Origin of the sequence: Streptococcus infantarius subsp. infantarius ATCC BAA-102 (assembly GCF_000154985.1) — a bacterium.
Taxonomy (GTDB): domain Bacteria; phylum Bacillota; class Bacilli; order Lactobacillales; family Streptococcaceae; genus Streptococcus; species Streptococcus infantarius.
Genome location: NZ_DS572694.1, coordinates 118,112 through 135,415 on the forward strand (window position 1 = coordinate 118,112; position 17,304 = coordinate 135,415).

13 protein-coding genes are annotated in these 17,304 nt (G+C 38.8%); all 13 read right to left on the bottom strand.

Features of this window, described 5'->3' with window-relative positions; translation table 11 throughout:
• Positions 1 to 126: 126 nt before the first annotated feature.
• The 13 genes from STRINF_RS10040 to ezrA all read right to left on the bottom strand — a co-directional run bounded on the left by STRINF_RS10040 (position 127) and on the right by ezrA (position 17,235).
• Positions 127 to 6,783 carry a pullulanase gene (locus STRINF_RS10040; RefSeq protein ID WP_006532642.1) on the bottom strand — a complete coding sequence of 2,219 codons (6,657 nt, stop codon included), beginning with the start codon at positions 6,781 to 6,783 and terminating at the stop codon, positions 127 to 129.
• A gap of 204 nt (positions 6,784 to 6,987) precedes the next feature.
• Positions 6,988 to 7,302 carry a phosphoribosyl-ATP diphosphatase gene (gene hisE, locus STRINF_RS08195; RefSeq protein ID WP_006532643.1) on the bottom strand — a complete coding sequence of 105 codons (315 nt, stop codon included), beginning with the start codon at positions 7,300 to 7,302 and terminating at the stop codon, positions 6,988 to 6,990.
• Between the two features lie 11 nt (positions 7,303 to 7,313).
• Positions 7,314 to 7,634 carry a phosphoribosyl-AMP cyclohydrolase gene (gene hisI, locus STRINF_RS08200; RefSeq protein ID WP_006532644.1) on the bottom strand — a complete coding sequence of 107 codons (321 nt, stop codon included), beginning with the start codon at positions 7,632 to 7,634 and terminating at the stop codon, positions 7,314 to 7,316.
• Positions 7,631 to 8,389 (bottom strand): imidazole glycerol phosphate synthase subunit HisF, encoded by a 759-nt coding sequence (gene hisF, locus STRINF_RS08205; RefSeq protein WP_006532645.1) that lies wholly within the window; start codon positions 8,387 to 8,389, stop codon positions 7,631 to 7,633. The genes hisI and hisF overlap by 4 nt, the downstream gene beginning before the upstream one ends.
• Positions 8,390 to 8,392: 3 nt before the next feature.
• Positions 8,393 to 9,112 carry a 1-(5-phosphoribosyl)-5-[(5-phosphoribosylamino)methylideneamino]imidazole-4-carboxamide isomerase gene (gene hisA / locus STRINF_RS08210; RefSeq protein WP_006532646.1) on the bottom strand — a complete coding sequence of 240 codons (720 nt, stop codon included), beginning with the start codon at positions 9,110 to 9,112 and terminating at the stop codon, positions 8,393 to 8,395.
• 47 nt (positions 9,113 to 9,159) lie between these two features.
• A complete protein-coding gene (gene hisH, locus STRINF_RS08215; protein ID WP_006532647.1) occupies positions 9,160 to 9,768 on the bottom strand; it encodes an imidazole glycerol phosphate synthase subunit HisH in 609 nt (202 codons plus the stop codon).
• Between the two features lie 72 nt (positions 9,769 to 9,840).
• Complete coding sequence (gene hisB, locus STRINF_RS08220; protein ID WP_006532648.1) at positions 9,841 to 10,425, bottom strand: imidazoleglycerol-phosphate dehydratase HisB; 585 nt, start codon at positions 10,423 to 10,425, stop codon at positions 9,841 to 9,843.
• Positions 10,426 to 10,450: 25 nt separating this feature from the next.
• Positions 10,451 to 11,095 (bottom strand): phosphoserine phosphatase SerB, encoded by a 645-nt coding sequence (serB, locus tag STRINF_RS08225; protein ID WP_006532649.1) that lies wholly within the window; start codon positions 11,093 to 11,095, stop codon positions 10,451 to 10,453.
• The gene (hisD, locus tag STRINF_RS08230; RefSeq protein WP_006532650.1) at positions 11,088 to 12,365 is read right to left on the bottom strand and encodes a histidinol dehydrogenase; all 1,278 of its coding nucleotides are present in this window, start codon (positions 12,363 to 12,365) and stop codon (positions 11,088 to 11,090) included. The genes serB and hisD overlap by 8 nt, the downstream gene beginning before the upstream one ends.
• Positions 12,362 to 13,009, bottom strand: a complete 648-nt coding sequence (gene hisG, locus STRINF_RS08235) for an ATP phosphoribosyltransferase (protein ID WP_006532651.1) — start codon at positions 13,007 to 13,009, stop codon at positions 12,362 to 12,364. Before hisG ends, hisD begins: the two co-directional genes overlap by 4 nt.
• Positions 13,009 to 13,977, bottom strand: coding sequence for an ATP phosphoribosyltransferase regulatory subunit (locus STRINF_RS08240; RefSeq protein WP_006532652.1), 969 nt, complete (start codon positions 13,975 to 13,977; stop codon positions 13,009 to 13,011). Before STRINF_RS08240 ends, hisG begins: the two co-directional genes overlap by 1 nt.
• Positions 13,978 to 13,993: 16 nt before the next feature.
• Complete coding sequence (gene hisC, locus STRINF_RS08245; RefSeq protein ID WP_043878433.1) at positions 13,994 to 15,061, bottom strand: histidinol-phosphate transaminase; 1,068 nt, start codon at positions 15,059 to 15,061, stop codon at positions 13,994 to 13,996.
• Positions 15,062 to 15,510: 449 nt separating this feature from the next.
• Entirely contained in the window at positions 15,511 to 17,235 is a 1,725-nt protein-coding gene (ezrA, locus tag STRINF_RS08250) for a septation ring formation regulator EzrA (RefSeq protein ID WP_006532654.1), read from the bottom strand.
• Positions 17,236 to 17,304 lie beyond the last annotated feature (69 nt).

The window sequence follows — 17,304 nt, forward strand, 5'->3', positions numbered from 1 at the left end:
CATTTCTTATTACTATTATATAATTTTTTAAAGGAAAGAGGTTACAAAAACATTAATACGAAGCAACACTCCCCTTCAATTTTAGAAGGGGAGCTCTTTATATAAGGAAAGTAATGTATTTAAATGTTAATGACTTTTTTGACGTCTTTTAACTTCTAACACTGCTAGACTGGCAAGACTTAGAAGACCAACAAACGTTAGAGTTTTACTATCTTTTTGACCAGTTTCTGGCAAGGCAACCGTGCTATTTTCAGTAACAGCAACTTTTTGAAGGTCAGAAAGGACTCGAGAAGCAGCTTGATTTCGGACTCCAGTCTGAGTTTTGGCTGGCGCTATAGCTTTCGACACTTGATTCGAATTAGCTGGCACTTCAGTTTTTGCCACTTGGTCTTGATAAACAATGCCATATTGGTTGAAGTGGTCAACATCAAAGATGACGAATTTAACGACTTGCCCAGCCACTAACTTGCTAACTTCTCTAAAGGCTAGAAGTTGCGGTTGTGCATTTTTTGGAAGATAGAAAACTTCTGCAACAGCTTTACCAGCATCAATTGGTAAGATGACTTGATCTTTTTGAGTTGTGCTAACAACATGGCCATAAGCATCTTCAGGCTTGATATCATATAAATCATAGTCTTTACCTTGCAAGACTGAAGGGATTTGACTGTCATCTGTTTCCTTGTGATGAACTTCAATCTGTGTAATTTCTTCACGTTCACCTGGAGCTAAAATGACACTTACACCACTTTCTTGGTCATAAAGGGTACGTTCTGTTTCTGCGTTTTCCTTTCTTAAACGTAGGATTGTTGCTGTTAACGGATTAAGGGTAATGCTATTTTCCGTAAACGCCACACCTTTTGGATTCAAGATAGCATCGACACCTGCGGTATCGGCGTCAGCAAGAACTTCTGCGTTCAACAAAGCTTTGTAATCATCTGACAAGACAAACTCACGCGCTTTGCTATCAGCATTGACAAAGACTGCATAGATGTCACCATTACTTGCTTGTGTTTGGTAAGCGATAATCAAATCTTCTTGACCAACTCCATTTTCATTTGGAATGGTGATGAGTTTGACCTTGCTATCAACATCAGCTTTTGTCTTAAGGGTAAAGGCATCTGTTGAACGACGAAGAGCGATGAGCCCTTTGGTATAAGCTTGCGTTTTGGCATTTTCTGGGTAAACCTTGCCGTCAGTTGCTTTTGCCCAATCAAAATGATTAATAGCATCCGTAGAATCGTAAGAATCACTGATAAAGTAAGGATAAACAAATGGTGTGCCATCAGCATTTGTTAGCAAATCTGATTTTGCTGGGACTTGATCAGTTGCTACTGGTGTCTTATAAGCTTCATCACGGAATTGTTTGGTACGACCATATTCTTGACCAGAATGGATGAAGGCTGTTCCTTGAGAAGTCAAGATAATAAGATTTCCCAAGCGTTGACGACGTAAAATTTCAGCTTCATTTTCTGCTACTGATGGGTCTTTGTGGATTGATTTAGCAATAATATCGTGAAGGGTTAAATTATCGTGAGCCGCAATGTATTGGATTACATCACCTGGATCATCCGCTGTAAAATTATTCGGCTGAGCCTTTATGCTATTAAAGAGCTCTTGCAAATTTTTAACCCCACCTGTAATAAAGCATGGTGCACCTTCACTTGGATACCCTGATTTAAGGAGATTACGAATATCATCAGAGAATGAAGCCACACTGTCTGTGTGTGCCATCCAAGTTTGGTCAGCAGGTTGACGGCTATCATTGGCATCACCAGCATAAGTAATCCAACCTTCACCAAGCATGATAACATTTGGATTCAAAGCTTTTGCTTTGTCATAAGCCATTTGAACAGTCTCAGCATCCAAGTCACCCATCATATCAAAGCGGAAGCCATCCACTTTAAATTCTTTTGTCCAATAAGCAATTGAATCAAGCACCATACGTCGTGTCATATAGTGAGTTGTTCCTGGGCGACCACCACCAAAGCTTGTCTTAGCCTTGCCATCAGCTTCCATGAAGTGATAATAATTTGGTTCCAAATCTTCAAGAATAGCAAGGTCAGCTGTATGGTTATAAACGACGTCTAGGATAACTCCCATGCCACGTTTGTGAATTTCATTAATCAAGTTTTTAAATTCTTCAATACGTTTTGCTGGGTCAGCTGGATTTTCAGAATACATCCCTGTCAAAGCAAAGTAACTTTGTGGGTCATAACCCCAGTTGTAGTTTGTATTACTTGAGGCATAATCTGTTAAGCGCTTGTTATTCATCACTTCGTTAACGTAGTAATAACTCATAACAGGAAGCAATTGAATATGAGTGACACCTAGGCTTTGAAGATAATCCAATTTTTCAGCAAACGCTGCAAAGGTACCAAATTGATTGCGAAGTTCTTCTGAAATAGCTGTATCTGACGTAAAGTCACGCACGTGCGCTTCGTAGATAATAGCATCTTCACGATCTTTGTAGCCCTTGATATCTGCATAAGTCAAGTCTTGATTGCCAATAGCACTAGTATCAACAATAGCTGCCTTAGCCACTTTATAAGATGGATCAGTTCCAATCAAATCACTATTCCACTCAGCTAATGATTTAGCATAAGGGTCAAGTGCCAGAACAGTCTCTTTTCCGCGAGTGATTTCATAGTGGTAATAATAGCCACGATAATCACTAATACCTAAACCAAGACTTGATGTTAAGCTAGCTGACCATTGACCTTTATCCCCTTTAATCATAGCAATTTTGCCAACGACTTTGGTTTGGTCATTCTTATCATAAAGAACAACAGAAACGTTATCTGCATTTGGTGACCAAACGGTCAAATCAACACGCACTCCATTATCAAAAACACGTTCTCCTAAATCACCATCGTAAGCATACTTAGAATCTGTGTATTGCCAACTTTGCTGTGCTTGGTATTGATCGCCATTGTAGCTTACTGTATAGAGACCGTCACTTGAAAAATCACCTTCGATAATAACTTTATTACTTGCCTTATCGAGAGTAATATCTGTAATAGCAACGACATTGCCAGCTTTATCAGTCACTTTAAGATTTTCTAGAAGTTCAGCTTTATCGGCGTCTGCTAGATTGCTAATAATAGCGACAAGTTCTGATTGACTAATTTGTTGTGCGGATGTTAAGCGAATAGTGCTTACAAAATATGGATTCGTATAAATGGTCTTATCCTCGTCTTTCAAGAAAATTTGTGTTTGATTAGCTAAATCCTTAAAGGTGTAATTGTCTGGTTGAATCTTAGCCGCATCGCCTTCTTTTGATTCATAAAGGAGCAAGAAACCAATCTCATTAAAATCGGCTAGTGGCACATCGATATAAGCACCGTATTTGCCAAAGTTTTCAAAATCAACACCATCAGGCCAAGAACCTAAGCGACTAGTAATGGAACTGTCTGCACTTCCCCACAACCAAATTGCCAAATTCTTGTAATTACCATCACTACGATAGTAATTAATACGGATTTTTCCTTTTTCAAGTGGGGCGTAATAGTTAGCATTATAATCCTCATCAAACCAAACTTCATTCATATCCTGGCTGATAAGATTCACCACTTTTTCCCCTGAAACATTCTCACCACTAGTATTATTGATGAGCAACCCAACTTTGTGACGATTACCATTGACCAATTTCACATCGATGTAATAACCGTAAGCGTCGTGTTTAAGATTAGAAAGATTAATCGCACCATTTGGCCAAGATTCAGAGGGATGTTCGACATCTTCCCAAGTCCACAAACCAAGACTTGCCAAATCATCTGATGGCAAGGTCTTAAAATGAACGCGCAGCGTATTTTCAGCAATTGGCTCTTCTTCTGTCTGAGCGATAAAAGCTTGTGTAATAGCACCTGCAGACACTTTTAGCAACATGGTACCACCTTTTGAAATGGCTGGCGCTTCAATATCAAGATAATACTGACCGTCTTGTCCAAGAAGAGCTTGATAAGTCGTTCCTGTGTAATAATCAGTCACCGTTGCTGCCTCAGATAAAAGTAAGTGAAGTTTTTGTGACTGGTCTTTCAAATTATACAAAATATAAGCTGCATCTGAATCATTTGCTCGTTTAGCAAGAAGCCAGCCTTGGCTATCATTAACTGCTACTGTACTGTGACTACCACGCACCAACAATTCACTGTTATCACGACGGAAGGCTAATAATTTTTGATAGTGTTCTAAAATTGCATTTCCAGCCACGTCGTCCCAGTCGAACTCATAACGATTATCATAATATGGCCAGTTATTAGCACCAGATTGACCTAATTCTTCACCGTAATAAATGACTGGCTGTCCTTTGGCTGTTAGTAAGAGCGTCGCTGCTAGTTTTAGTTTATTTAAATCGCCACCAATACTGTACAAGAAACCATCTTCATCATGACTTCCAAGAAATTGCGCCAAGGTATAGGCACTTGTGAGCGCATCATTTCTAGCAATCAATTCATCATTTGCTTCTTTCAAGCGACCATTAACTAGCAACTTAGCAATATCTTTAAACCCAAAATCAAGCAAACTATCCATGCTACCAGTGCCTAAATCACCCTTGGTATCTTTGTAATTGGCACCCCAACTTTCTCCAACTAGATGGAAATCAGCATCTTTTAGCGCTAGCTCATTTTTGAAATACTGCCAAGTCGTATCATCAACGTGTTTAACAGTGTCGACACGAAAAGCATAAATTCTGTTTCCTTTGGCGGTTGTTGATTTTTCAAGCCAAGCTGTCTGCCAAGCAACTAATTGCTCACGAACAGCTGCATCTTCTGTCTTGAAATCTGGAAGACCTGATTGCGAGCCTTGGATATCATCACCTTTGTCTTCTTCTGGCGTACGCACCATTCCGGTAAATTTATCTTCCGTACCATAACCCGAATGGTTAAGCACTACATCGACAATGATGTTAATGCCACGTTCAGCAGCTTGGTCAATTAACTCATGGAAATCATCAAGTGTGCCAAGATGCGGATTAAGCTTTTCAAAATCATCTGCCCAATAACCATGGTAGGCATAATATTCTTTACCAGCTTCTGTGCTAACATCTCGCGGAATATTATCCATAATTGGGGTAACCCAAATACTTGTCACACCAAGTTGTTTGAGGTAATCAAGCTTTGCAGTCACCCCTTTAAAGTCTCCACCTTTATAAACACCAGCTTGATTAACTGCGCCAGCGTAATCTTGATGATATGGGTTGTCATTACTTGGGTCTCCGTTATAAAAGCGGTCAGTTAACATGAAGTAAATTACTTGTTCATCCCAGTCTACTTCTCCAGCTTGTTTAACACGTTTCGTTACCGTAACTGATACTGTTGTATCGTAATAACCGTTATCCTTATCAAAGACTCGAACTGGTAAGTCATAAGTTCCTGGCTGAGTATCTGACGTTGCTGTAATTGTGACACGATTGAGCTCTGGCGAAATCTCAATAACCCTACCACCAATTTGTGCGGTATCAATTTGCATGCGTGTAATCTCAACATTTTCTGGATTAGTAACTGTCACATCAATTAAATCAGTTTCATTATAATTAAAAGGACGATAGCTACTTGCTGATACTGAAATATTATGGACTCCAGGTGTCGCTTTTGAAAAATCTTGTCCTGTCACCGTAGCAATATAGTACGGATTGGTATAAACAGTCGCATCATCATTATGCAAGAAAATTTGACTATGAATGTCACGATCAGAAAAACTCATATCAAGCGTTTTATTGCCAGCTTTTTCTGGGTCATTTTGATTGACCAATAAAAAACCAATATTTGAATCTAATAATTTTGATAAAGGTAAGTCGATGTAGCGACCATAAGCACCTTCCTGAGTGAAATCAAGAGCATCTGATGGCCATGCACCAAATTGCCCAGCTACATCGCCCCAAGCCCAGAGACCCCAACCGTCATAATTACCATCATCACGCTTATAATTAATCCGAATAATGCGATCATCTGCCAACGGCTTATAGCTGTAAGTCATAAAATCAGACGTAACCCAAACTTCATTTACATCTTTTGATAAAGGTTTAATACTTTGGTCAGAGTCACTAGTTTTCTCGCCATTTTTAAGAAGGAGGTAACCAATATCACCGTGACTGGCTGCCTGTCTCACATCAATATAATAACCAAAATCATCTTTTTGATTTGCTGAAAATGGCGTTGCCGCTGCAGGCCAATTATTGCCATCAGACGGTTCAGCTACGGCTCCCCAAGTCCACAAGTCATACTGAGTGTAATTATCATCCGTAACTGCTTGGAAATGCATACGAATCGTATCTTCAGCAATTGGAGGATTTGACACTTGATTATCAGGTTGAGAAGATTTTAGGAGATTCACCTGATTGCTGTTTTCAGCACTTGTTACTGTTTTTACATCAGCAATTTCAGCTGTTGCTGCTGTTCCTTGAACCTCTTGTGTCTGTGAAATAACTTCTTGAGGCTGTGACTCTGGCTCAGTTTCTTCTACCACTGGACTCTCTGGCTCAGTTGATTGACTTTCGCTATTATCAACTACGTCAGAAGCATTAACTGTTTCAATCGTTTGATTAACATCAACGGCTTTCTCTGACTCAAGAAGCGCCTCGCTGCTATCATCTGGAGAAGACGTCTCACTGACTACTTCTGAAGTAGCTGCTTGAGCAGTAATCTGATCCGCTGAAACGCTTGTTAATCCAGCACCCCAAAACAAAGCTGTTGCAATTGCAACCGAAGCAACACCAACTTTTAGCTTACGAATCCCAAAGTACTCCCGCTTTTCTGGGAAAGAAAGCCGACTCACCTTTTTCATAGAAGACCTCCGTCTTAAAATTAATAGTATTTTATGCTTTCAGTATACAAAATACTTTATGTTTGCGCAAGCGTTTTCGTAAAATAAATTTCGTTTTTAGGCATTAAATTCTAGTTTATTCCTAACACATCACTCATAATTAGTGCAATCGATTGCTTTTAAGGATATAAAGAAAAGTAGGAAATACTTTCCTACCTCTTCTGCTTAGTAATTTGTGATTTCTAGTCGGTCGTGAACGTTACTTTTTTTGCCTTGGCGAGCTTTCAAAACAGCTTCTACATCCTCAGTTGTAACACCAGTTTCAACTAGCATGACAGCCAAGTGATACAAAACATCTGCCGTTTCATTTGCGATTTCATCTTTGTCAGCATTTTTAGCAGCGATAACAACTTCAGTTGCTTCCTCACCAACTTTTTTCAAAATCTTATCCAAGCCTTTGTCAAAAAGGTAATTAGTGTAAGAACCTTCTTTAGGATTTTCTTTACGGTCTAAGGCTTCTTTATAAAGTGTTTCTAACATAGTTTTCCTTTCTATAAAATATCATTGAAGAAACAGCTGTAAGCACCTGTGTGACAAGCTGCTCCTTCTTGTTTTACAGCTACAAGTAGCGTGTCACAATCACAATCGGTTTTAATGGATTTAACGTATTGATAGTGACCACTTGTTGCTCCTTTGTGCCAAAGTTCATCGCGCGAACGACTCCAGTAGTGCATTTGCTTGGTTTCCAAGGTCAAACGGTACGCTTCTTCATTCATGTATGCCAACATCAAAACTTGACCAGTCTTATAATCAGTGACAATGACCGGAAGAAGACCATCTTGTTTGGCAAAATCAAGTTCAATATCACTCATCGTCTCACCTCAATTCCAGCTTCAGCCATAGCTGCTTTAGTATCTGCAATGGATACCTTGCCATAATGAAAAATAGAAGCAGCTAAAGCACCTGTAGCCGTTGTCTTTTCAAAGACTTCAACCATGTGCTCAATATTTCCAGCACCACCTGAAGCGATAATAGGAACATTTACCACATCAGCAACAGCGTTTAACATTTCCAAATCAAAGCCAGATTTTGTGCCATCTTTATCCATGCTAGTTAGAAGAATTTCGCCCGCACCAAGACTGACTACTTTTTTAGCCCACTCAATCAAATCAATACCAGTGTCTTTGCGACCACCAGCAACATAGACATGCCAAGTGCCATCTGCTTCCTTACGAGCATCAATAGCTGATACCACACACTGATTACCAAACTTTTCAGCACATTCTTTGATGAGTTGTGGATTGGCAACAGCCGAGGAATTAACAGCTACTTTATCGGCACCTGCTTTTAGCATTTTATTCATATCCTCAACAGAACGAATACCACCGCCGACTGTAAAAGGAATAAAAACTTGGTCCGCAACACGTCTTACCATATCAACTGTCGTATCACGTTTTTCATGCGTTGCTGTGATATCCAAGAACACCAATTCATCACATCCAGCTTCATAATAAGCACGCGCTGCATCAACTGGGTCACCAACATCCGTTAAATTAACAAAATTAACCCCCTTGACCACACGTCCATCTTTGACATCAAGACATGGAATAATGCGTTTTTTCAGCATAAGCTATCCTCCAAAAGCTTTCAATTCTTCAAGACTAATGTTGCCATTATAGTAAGCTTTACCGACGATTGTTCCAGCAACTCCGATTTCCTGCAATTTCACCAAGTCAGACTGTTCAGCAATACCACCTGAAGCAATGACTTTAGCTGTTGTCAACTCAGCCACCAAGCGCTCATAGTGTTCAAAATTAGGTCCTGTTAGTGTCCCATCTCGATCAACATCTGTGTAGACAAAGAGAGTCACCCCAATTTTTTCCATGGCTTTAGCTAAGCTGATGTAATCAACATTACTTGTTTCAAGCCAACCTTCTGTAGCCACCATGCCATTCTTGGCATCGATACCGACAACGATTTTGTCACTGCCAAATTTTTCCAAAGCAGCTTTGACAAAGTCTGGATTTTTCACGGCCATTGAACCAATGATCACACGGTCAATACCTACCGCAAGATAATCTTCAATCTGTTCAAGCGTGCGAATGCCGCCACCAACTTCCACACCAAGTCCAGATTCTTTTTTCAATTTGGCAATCAAATCACGGTTTGTAGCTCGTCCATCAAGAGCTCCATCTAAATCAACAACATGAATAAAATCAATGCCAGCTTGCGCAAAGATTTTAGACTGCCCAATAACATCAGGGTTAACAACAGTCTTTTGATTAAAATCACCTTTAAAAAGACGAACTGCCTGTCCTTCTTTGATATCAATCGCTGGAAGAATCTGCATATAAAACTCCTTTTCTCTTTTAAAATGCTACCCAAAAACTGTGAAACTTATTTCTCACACAGTGCAATAAATTTTTTTAGAATTCCTAAGCCCACATCACCAGATTTTTCTGGGTGGAACTGGGCACCATAAACATTGTCCTTGTGAATCATAGCTGGCACATCAATGCCATAATTTGCAGTCACATCGATGTATTCTTTTGGAACATCTGTAAAATAACTGTGAACAAAATAAACAGACTGTCCTTCAAGACCATCTGTTAAAGGACTTTCATGTTTAACTGTTAAATTATTCCAGCCCATGTGGGGCACTGGCATGTTTTTGGTTGCTTTGATTTCTCTACAAACACCTGGAATAAAACCAAGTCCTTTCGTTTCTTGATGTTCTAAACCAACTTCTGTCAAGACTTGCATTCCAAGGCAAATACCAAGTAGCGGTGCTCCTTTAGCAACTGCTTCTTTAATTACTGGAACCAAACCACGCTTAGTCAGCTCTGCCATGGCAGCTGGATACGCTCCAACACCAGGTAGTATGAGACCTCTAGCTGCTAAAATTTTTGTAGGGTCACTAGATAATTCAGCCTGAACACCAATTTTTTTCAAAGCCCTTAAGACATTAGCAGTATTTCCTGCATCATAATCAATTACAATAATCATAAGCTAAGTTATCGAACCTTGTAAACACCACTAAATAAGAGTGTTTCGGCTGATTTTCCTTTCTAGTTTTAATTACAACAAGCCTTTTGTTGAGTTAACCCCGTGAATTTCTGGGTTAATGGTAATAGCTTCGCGAAGAGCACGTCCTGTTGCTTTGAAAAGACTTTCTGATTTATGGTGGTTATTTTTACCGTGTAAAATCTTCAAGTGCAAATTCATCTGAACATTAAAAGCAAAGGCTTGGAAGAATTCTTCCACGAGCTCTGTATCAAAATTGCCAAGTTTTGGATTATCGAATTCACAATCAAAAACAAGGTAACTACGTCCTGACAAATCAAGACTTGCCATTCCAAGTGTTTCATCCATTGGAACAAATGATGTTCCGTAACGGTTAATACCCGCTTTATCGCCCAAAGCTTCTTTCAAAGCTTGACCTAAAACAATCCCAACATCTTCAACCGTGTGGTGACTATCAACATGAAGGTCGCCGTCGGCTTTAACTACAAGAGACATGCGGCTGTGTCTTGCAAAAAGAGTCAGCATATGGTCAAAGAAACCAACACCAGTATCAATAGAAACTGGCTCTTGGACATCAAGATTAAGGCTCAATTTAATTTTAGTTTCAAAGGTATTACGTTCAATCTCTGCTTGTCTCATAACAACTCCTTTTTGATACTCTTATCTATTTTTGACTATCTAAAATATCAATCACTTTATACAAATTTGCTTCATTAATTTGGTAAGGGGCTTCTTTTCGTACAACTGGCTTGGCACAAAAGGCAATTCCGATACCTGCTGTTTTAATCATCGGAAGGTCATTGGCTCCATCTCCCATAGCAATGGTTTGACTTAAATCTAAGTCATTTTCAGCTGCCCATTCGATAAGGCTTGCTTTTTTGACATCTTTGGTAACCACATCACCAAGCACTTTTCCTGTCAAAACGCCATCTTTAACTTCTAAACGATTAGCTTTAACATAATCAAGACCGATACGCTTAGCCAAGACATCAACAGTTTCATGAAAACCACCCGATACCACAGCAACTTTATAGCCACGATGATGAAGTTCAGCCACCAATTTTTCGGCACCATTTGTAAAATGCATGCGAGCAAGCACTTTATCAAAGATACTTTCTGGCAAACCTTTTAATAAACCAACACGTTCATCTAAAGCTTGTTTGAAATCTAGCTCGCCATTCATGGCACGAGCAGTGATGTCAGCGATTTTTTCACCAACCCCTGCCTCTTCACCTAATAAATCAATACCTTCTTCTTGAATGAGGGTTGAATCCACATCCATTACTAACAAACCATTTACTTTAGTCATGACGCACCTCGATTGCTTTAGCGTGAGCCTGCAAGCCTTCGGCATAAGCAAGCGTCGTAATATCGTGACTAGCCGCATTAACAGCGACTTTTGAGTATTGCATGTACTGAATTCGTTTCACAAAATCATGCACTCCAAGCGCTGATGAAAAACGACTAGTGCTTGTTGTTGGCAAGACGTGATTTGCCCCAGCATAGTAATCACCAATCGGTTCACTGGTGAAATGACCTAGGAAAACAGACCCAGCATTTTGTACTTTATCAAGATAATCATAAGCATTATCCATAGCCAATTCCAAGTGTTCTGGTGCCACTTGGTTCATCAAATCAAACATAGCATCAACCGAATCCGCAATGATAATGCGACCGTTATTTTCGATTGAAGGACGAGCAATGTTTTCACGTAGCAAACGTTTAAGTTGCTCTTCAATCTCTACCTCAACAGCCTCAGCCAATTCAGCTGAATCAGTTACCAAAATCGCGCGAGCACGCACATCGTGTTCCGCTTGAGAAAGCAAGTCTGCAGCAACGTATTTAGGATTAGCTGAGCTGTCTGCAATCACTCCAATTTCTGATGGCCCTGCAATCATGTCAATTCCAACAAGACCGTAGACCATTTTCTTGGCTGTCGCAACAAAGATATTTCCAGGTCCTGTAATCTTATCAACACGAGGAATCGTTTCTGTACCATAAGCAAGAGCCGCAACCCCTTGAGCACCACCAACTTGAAAAATCTTATCGACACCAGCAAGTGAAGCAGCCACCAAAATAGCAGGTTCAAAATGTTTTTGCGGCGGTGTAATCATGATAATTTCCTTAACGCCAGCAATCTTCGCAGGAATCACGTTCATCAATACTGACGATGGATAAGCTGCCGTTCCACCTGGCACATAAACCCCAGCTCGTTCGATTGGACGAATCAATTGACCACGAATAACACCATCAGTCGGTTGGTCTTCAAAACCTGATTCCAATTGTTGTTTGTGATAACTTTCAATGTTTACTTTCGCATTTTTAAGTGCTTCTAAGACTTCTGGATCAATCTCTTCAAAGGCTTGGTCAATCAAATCTTGACTCACTTCAAAGTCATCCAAAGCAATCTTGTCGAATTTTTCAGAATAAGCTTTTAAAGCCTTATCCCCATTTTTCTTGACATCTTCCAAAATTTGACGAACCGCATCGTCGACATCAAGGTTTTCTTTGCTTAATTCCACTTGCTCTTGATAGAGAATTTTTGAAATGTCTTCTGTCGTTCCTGTTAAAACTTTCATTTAAAAGCTACCTCCTCATTTCCAACGATACTTTCCAATTTCTGGATAAATGGCATGATTTCTGGATTATTTTTCAAAGCTGCCTTATTGACAATCAGGCGAGCTGAGATACGACAAATGTCTTCATAAACCTTGAGACCATTTGCAACCAAAGTATTTCCTGTTTCTACAATATCAACAATAGCGTCTGCTAAACCGATAACTGGAGCAATTTCGACACTCCCTTGAATTGAAATAATTTCAACATCTTCGCCCTTTTTATTAAAATAATCAGTGGCAATTGTTGGGTATTTTGTGGCAATACGCTTGCGCTTGTGATCATGCGGTTTGTAAGCGTCCGTTGAAGCAACAGAAAACTTACACAACCCAAAATTCAAATCAAGCATTTCAAGGTAACCTATCGGATGCTCAATAAGCAAATCTTTTCCGACAACCCCAAGATCAGCAACACCATGTCGAACATAAGTTGTCACATCGGGTGCCTTAACAAGCAAAAAGCGGAATTTCTTATCCGGACTTTCAAAAATTAGGTTACGTCCCTTATCCGCCATAAAAGACATGTCAAAACCAGCTTTTTCCAAAAGTTTTACGGTATCTTTTTCAATACGTCCTTTGGTCAAAGCAATCGTAATTTGATTTTCCATTAGGCACCTCCTTCTAAACTATCGTGTACTGCTTGGTAAATGGCATCAATATCTACTGCCCAACCAACCGCTGTTAATTTTTTAGCGCCAAAACGTTCAAATAACTTATCGTAGCGTCCACCTGAAGCAAAGGCATCTGGAACTTTGTCCCCAAAGACTTTAAACATCACACCAGTGTAGTATGGCATAGATGGAATTTGAGCCAAATCAATATTGCTTTCAGGTAAAATATCAGATACTTGTGCCAACAAATCTTCCAAATCAGTCAAAGCAGCTAAGACAGACTCATTTTTAACAAGCTTACGAGCTTTACTAAGCACTTGATGACTTTCACCAAAAAGATAAGGCAAGTTTTTCAAGAAATCGTCAAATTCACTTGGATATTTCTTCGTTAACTCATTTAATTGCGTGATATTTTTGTCTTTAAGTGCCAAGTCCAATTCTTTTTCCGCTGCAGCTGGTAAGTTCAAATCATCAAAAATCGTTTGTGAAATACCAGCATGTGAAAACTCAAATTGGTAAGATGGGATATCTGCCTTATCAAGCGATGCTTTTGCTGAAGCGATGGCTTCATAAACCGCCTCTTTAGCAGGATAACCAACAATTTCAATCCCTGCTTGTGTGTGCTCGTTCATCAAGCCACTCATTTCTTCATTGTATTTGAAGACCTTGCCTGAATATGAAAATTTAATCGGCGTTTCAACTTGGGTTGAAGCAATCACACGTCCAATCTGACTAGTAATATCCGGACGAAGGGTCAACAGTTCGCCACTTTTATCAAAAAAATTATAATTATTTTTATTAAGCGTATCGCTAAAAACTTCAAAATGTTCCAAGGTCGGTGTTTCAATACGATTAAAGCCTTGACTCATCAAGAAATCACTGATATCTCGTTCAATTTTGTAGGTTACACGTGCGCGTTTGAATAATTTATCGTGCATCCCTACTGGTAAAGTCGTTTTTTTCATTCCATCACTCCTCAAATCATTTCAAACCTACAGCCAAGAATTCTTTAATCGCCTTAAGCACTTCTTCCATTTCATCTTGTCGACCAATCGAAATGCGCAAATGATTTTTAATGCGTTCAACTTTTGGGAAATAGCGAACATAAATATTTTTAGCTTGTAAGTAGTCAAATAATAAGGTTGCGCCGTTATCTGGACATTCTACTAAGACAAAATTTGTTTTTGATTCTAAAATCTTAAAGTCTAAAAATCTCAACTCTTTTGCAAACCAATCTCTGGTTACCATGATTTTTTGGCAAGTGTCTTCGTAGTAATCCCAAGATTCAACAGCTGCAAGTGCTAATTTTTCAGCAATCAAATCAACATTATACGGATTAACGGAATTCTTAACCGCATTAATCACTGCCATTAATTTTGGACTTCCCATACCATAGCCAACTCGCAAACCAGCAAGTGAAGCATCTTTTGAAAATGTTCGTGTGATAAAAACATTTTCATATTTTTTAAGCAGTGGCAGAGCTGTTTGACCACCAAAATTAATGTAGGCTTCATCAATAATAACCACCACATCTTGATTAGCACGAATAATCTTTTCAAGCTCATCAAGCGATTTATAAATGCCAGTTGGCGCATTAGGATTTGTAATGATAATTCCACCATTGTCAGCAATGTAATCACTAGAGTCAATCTCAAACTGCTCATTCAATGGAATTTCATGGTAATTCACGTGATATAAATTCGCCCAAACCTTGTAAAATCCATAAGTTAAATCAGGAAACAAAACCGGATCATCACTATTAAAAAATGCTAGAAATGCCATGGATAAAATATCATCTGAACCATTACCAACGATAATCTGATCAGGATCAAGACCATGTTGCTTAGCAAGCGCAATACGTAATGATTTTTGATCCAAGGTCGAATATTTTCTCAATTTATGGACATCAAACTGTGAAAAAACTTCTGCTACTTTTGGACTTGGTCCATAAGCATTTTCATTTGTATTTAGTTTAATTAAATTTTCACCGCTTGGTTGGCTTCCGGCAACGTAAGGTTCAATTTCTCTCAATCCTTTAATAGTTGTCATAATTAGATCCTTTCTATTTTCTGATATAAAAAAGACGCCCTCGCAAAAAAACTTTGCAAGGACGTTAACAACGTGGTTCCACCTTTGATTCAACAGCAAGTCACCTTAACTGCTCTCATGAAGTACTAGACTTCTAATCCGTAACGTGGATCCATCCGTCGTGCACTACTAGCTAGAAGCATTCGCACACGCACTCAAGAATGTGTCGCCTAAGGATTGCATGCTTTTCTCACCACCAAGCACTCTCTGTCTGTTGTCTTAGGCTTTTTCTATCATCGCTTTTTATATTAAAGCTATTTTACAAGAAAATTCTGAAAATATCAAGCTAAATTTTTAGAATTTTTTATATTATACCAAAAAATTTAAGCAGACTTAACCAGATACAGAAAATGAGGCACAAAAAAAGGCTTAGAAAATTTCTAAACCTTTTTCTTATATGACATATCATCTTAGAAACGAATTTGTTCACGTGTTTTTTCGTATGATGATACGAAACGATCCGTTACACCTGGTTCAACTGTTTCAAGTGCATATGAGATTTCATCAAATGATGCTTGATAATTGTTATCTACTTCAAAGAGATGCAAAGCACGTTCAAAGCTACTTTGAACACTTGGCTCGAAGCTACGGTAACGATTAGAGTATTGTAACAACTGTTCAGTCAATGTTGCATTTTGAACAACTTGATAAGTTGCTTCTTCAAGATTAGCAATTGCTGCAGTAGCAACATCTGTCAAACGAGAAACTGCTTCAATATCAATACGTCCACGGCTAAGCTCATCGATCAAAACTTCCAACTGTTTACTTGTTGTGAAGAATGCGCTCAAGAAATCTTGAGGAATTCCAGGCAAGTTACGTTTTTCCATGTAACGTTTGATTGAGTGCAAACGATTAATGTATTGATCTAAGCTTTGACGAGCAACGCTTTCGATTTGTTCAATATTTTTAACTTGTTCGAAGACTTGCATTTGACCTTCTTCAACCGCATCAAGAGTTTTCAATGTGCGATCAAAAATCAATTGAAGTTCAGAGAATGGTTTGTCTTGGTTATCAAAAGCTTCAATAATTGGCAATGTTTCTTGTTCGATTTCTTCCAAGTTTTTAGTAAATGAACGAAGGCTCAAGTTTTCATTGTCATTCAAGATATACTTGTGAGACAAGCGTTTGATTTCGTGTTCCAATTTCTCGTTATTGGCTTTAGCGTGTGCCAAATAATCTGGAATAATTTTGCTGTCTTTAAGCGCAGCCTTGTGAGCAGCAATTTCACGTTCAAACAATTCATACAATGAATCGATTTTTTCTTGGATGTGTTCATTTTCATCACGAGCACGATCAAGATCCAAAGTCACAAGTTCTGATGAATTAGCACGGATTGCATCACGCACTTCTTGGAAACGAGCTTCAATGTCTTTTTCAGCGAAGTGGTAATTTTGTTCAAGCAGACGACGGTAACCTTGTTCCAAATCATCAAGTTGATCTGGGAAATCATCTTCCAATTTAGCAACGATTGCTGGAATTTGTTCTGAAATTTGACCAAGTGCAATAGTATGTTCTTCAGCACGATCAAGCACTTCAGAGGCTTCAACTGGGTCACCTGTTGAGTTAAGTGTTACAAATTGAGAGAACTCAGCTTCGATGTTCTTCAATTGTTTTTCAATCTCAGGCATTGTTGAACCAAAATTGTCTTCTTTTTCTGAAATAGAAGCTTGAAGAGTTTCATATAAGTCCAAAGCATGCTTCACACGCGCACTGTTCTTTTCTTCTTGTTCTTTCAAAACAGCAAGTGCTTCACGAATTGCATTGATATCTTCTTCAACCAAGTTCAATTGGCTTTCAACATTGTCAATTTCATGTTTCGCACTGATAAACTTGAAGCTATCGTTAAGAGCTTCAGCTTCAAAAATATGATTTTCAATATCTGAGAAAGAATTTAATGAAAGGTCAACCCATTTTTGGTTCCATTCACGAAATGTTGTTTGACTTTGCCCGATAAGATGAAGATTTTTAACAGCTTCGACTTCTTCATTGACTGGTAATCCAAATAACAATTGCTTTCTTTCTTCCAAACTTGCAATCAATGAATCATTTCGTTTGCGTACGATGACGCCAACTAGATAAGCAATAATGACTAAAACAACTATTGCTACAAGCAGTAAAATAATTCCGCTCGACATTTAAAACTCCTTATAAATTGTCTTTTTTATCGTAAAAAATAGCTATAACATTACGATTATAACATACTT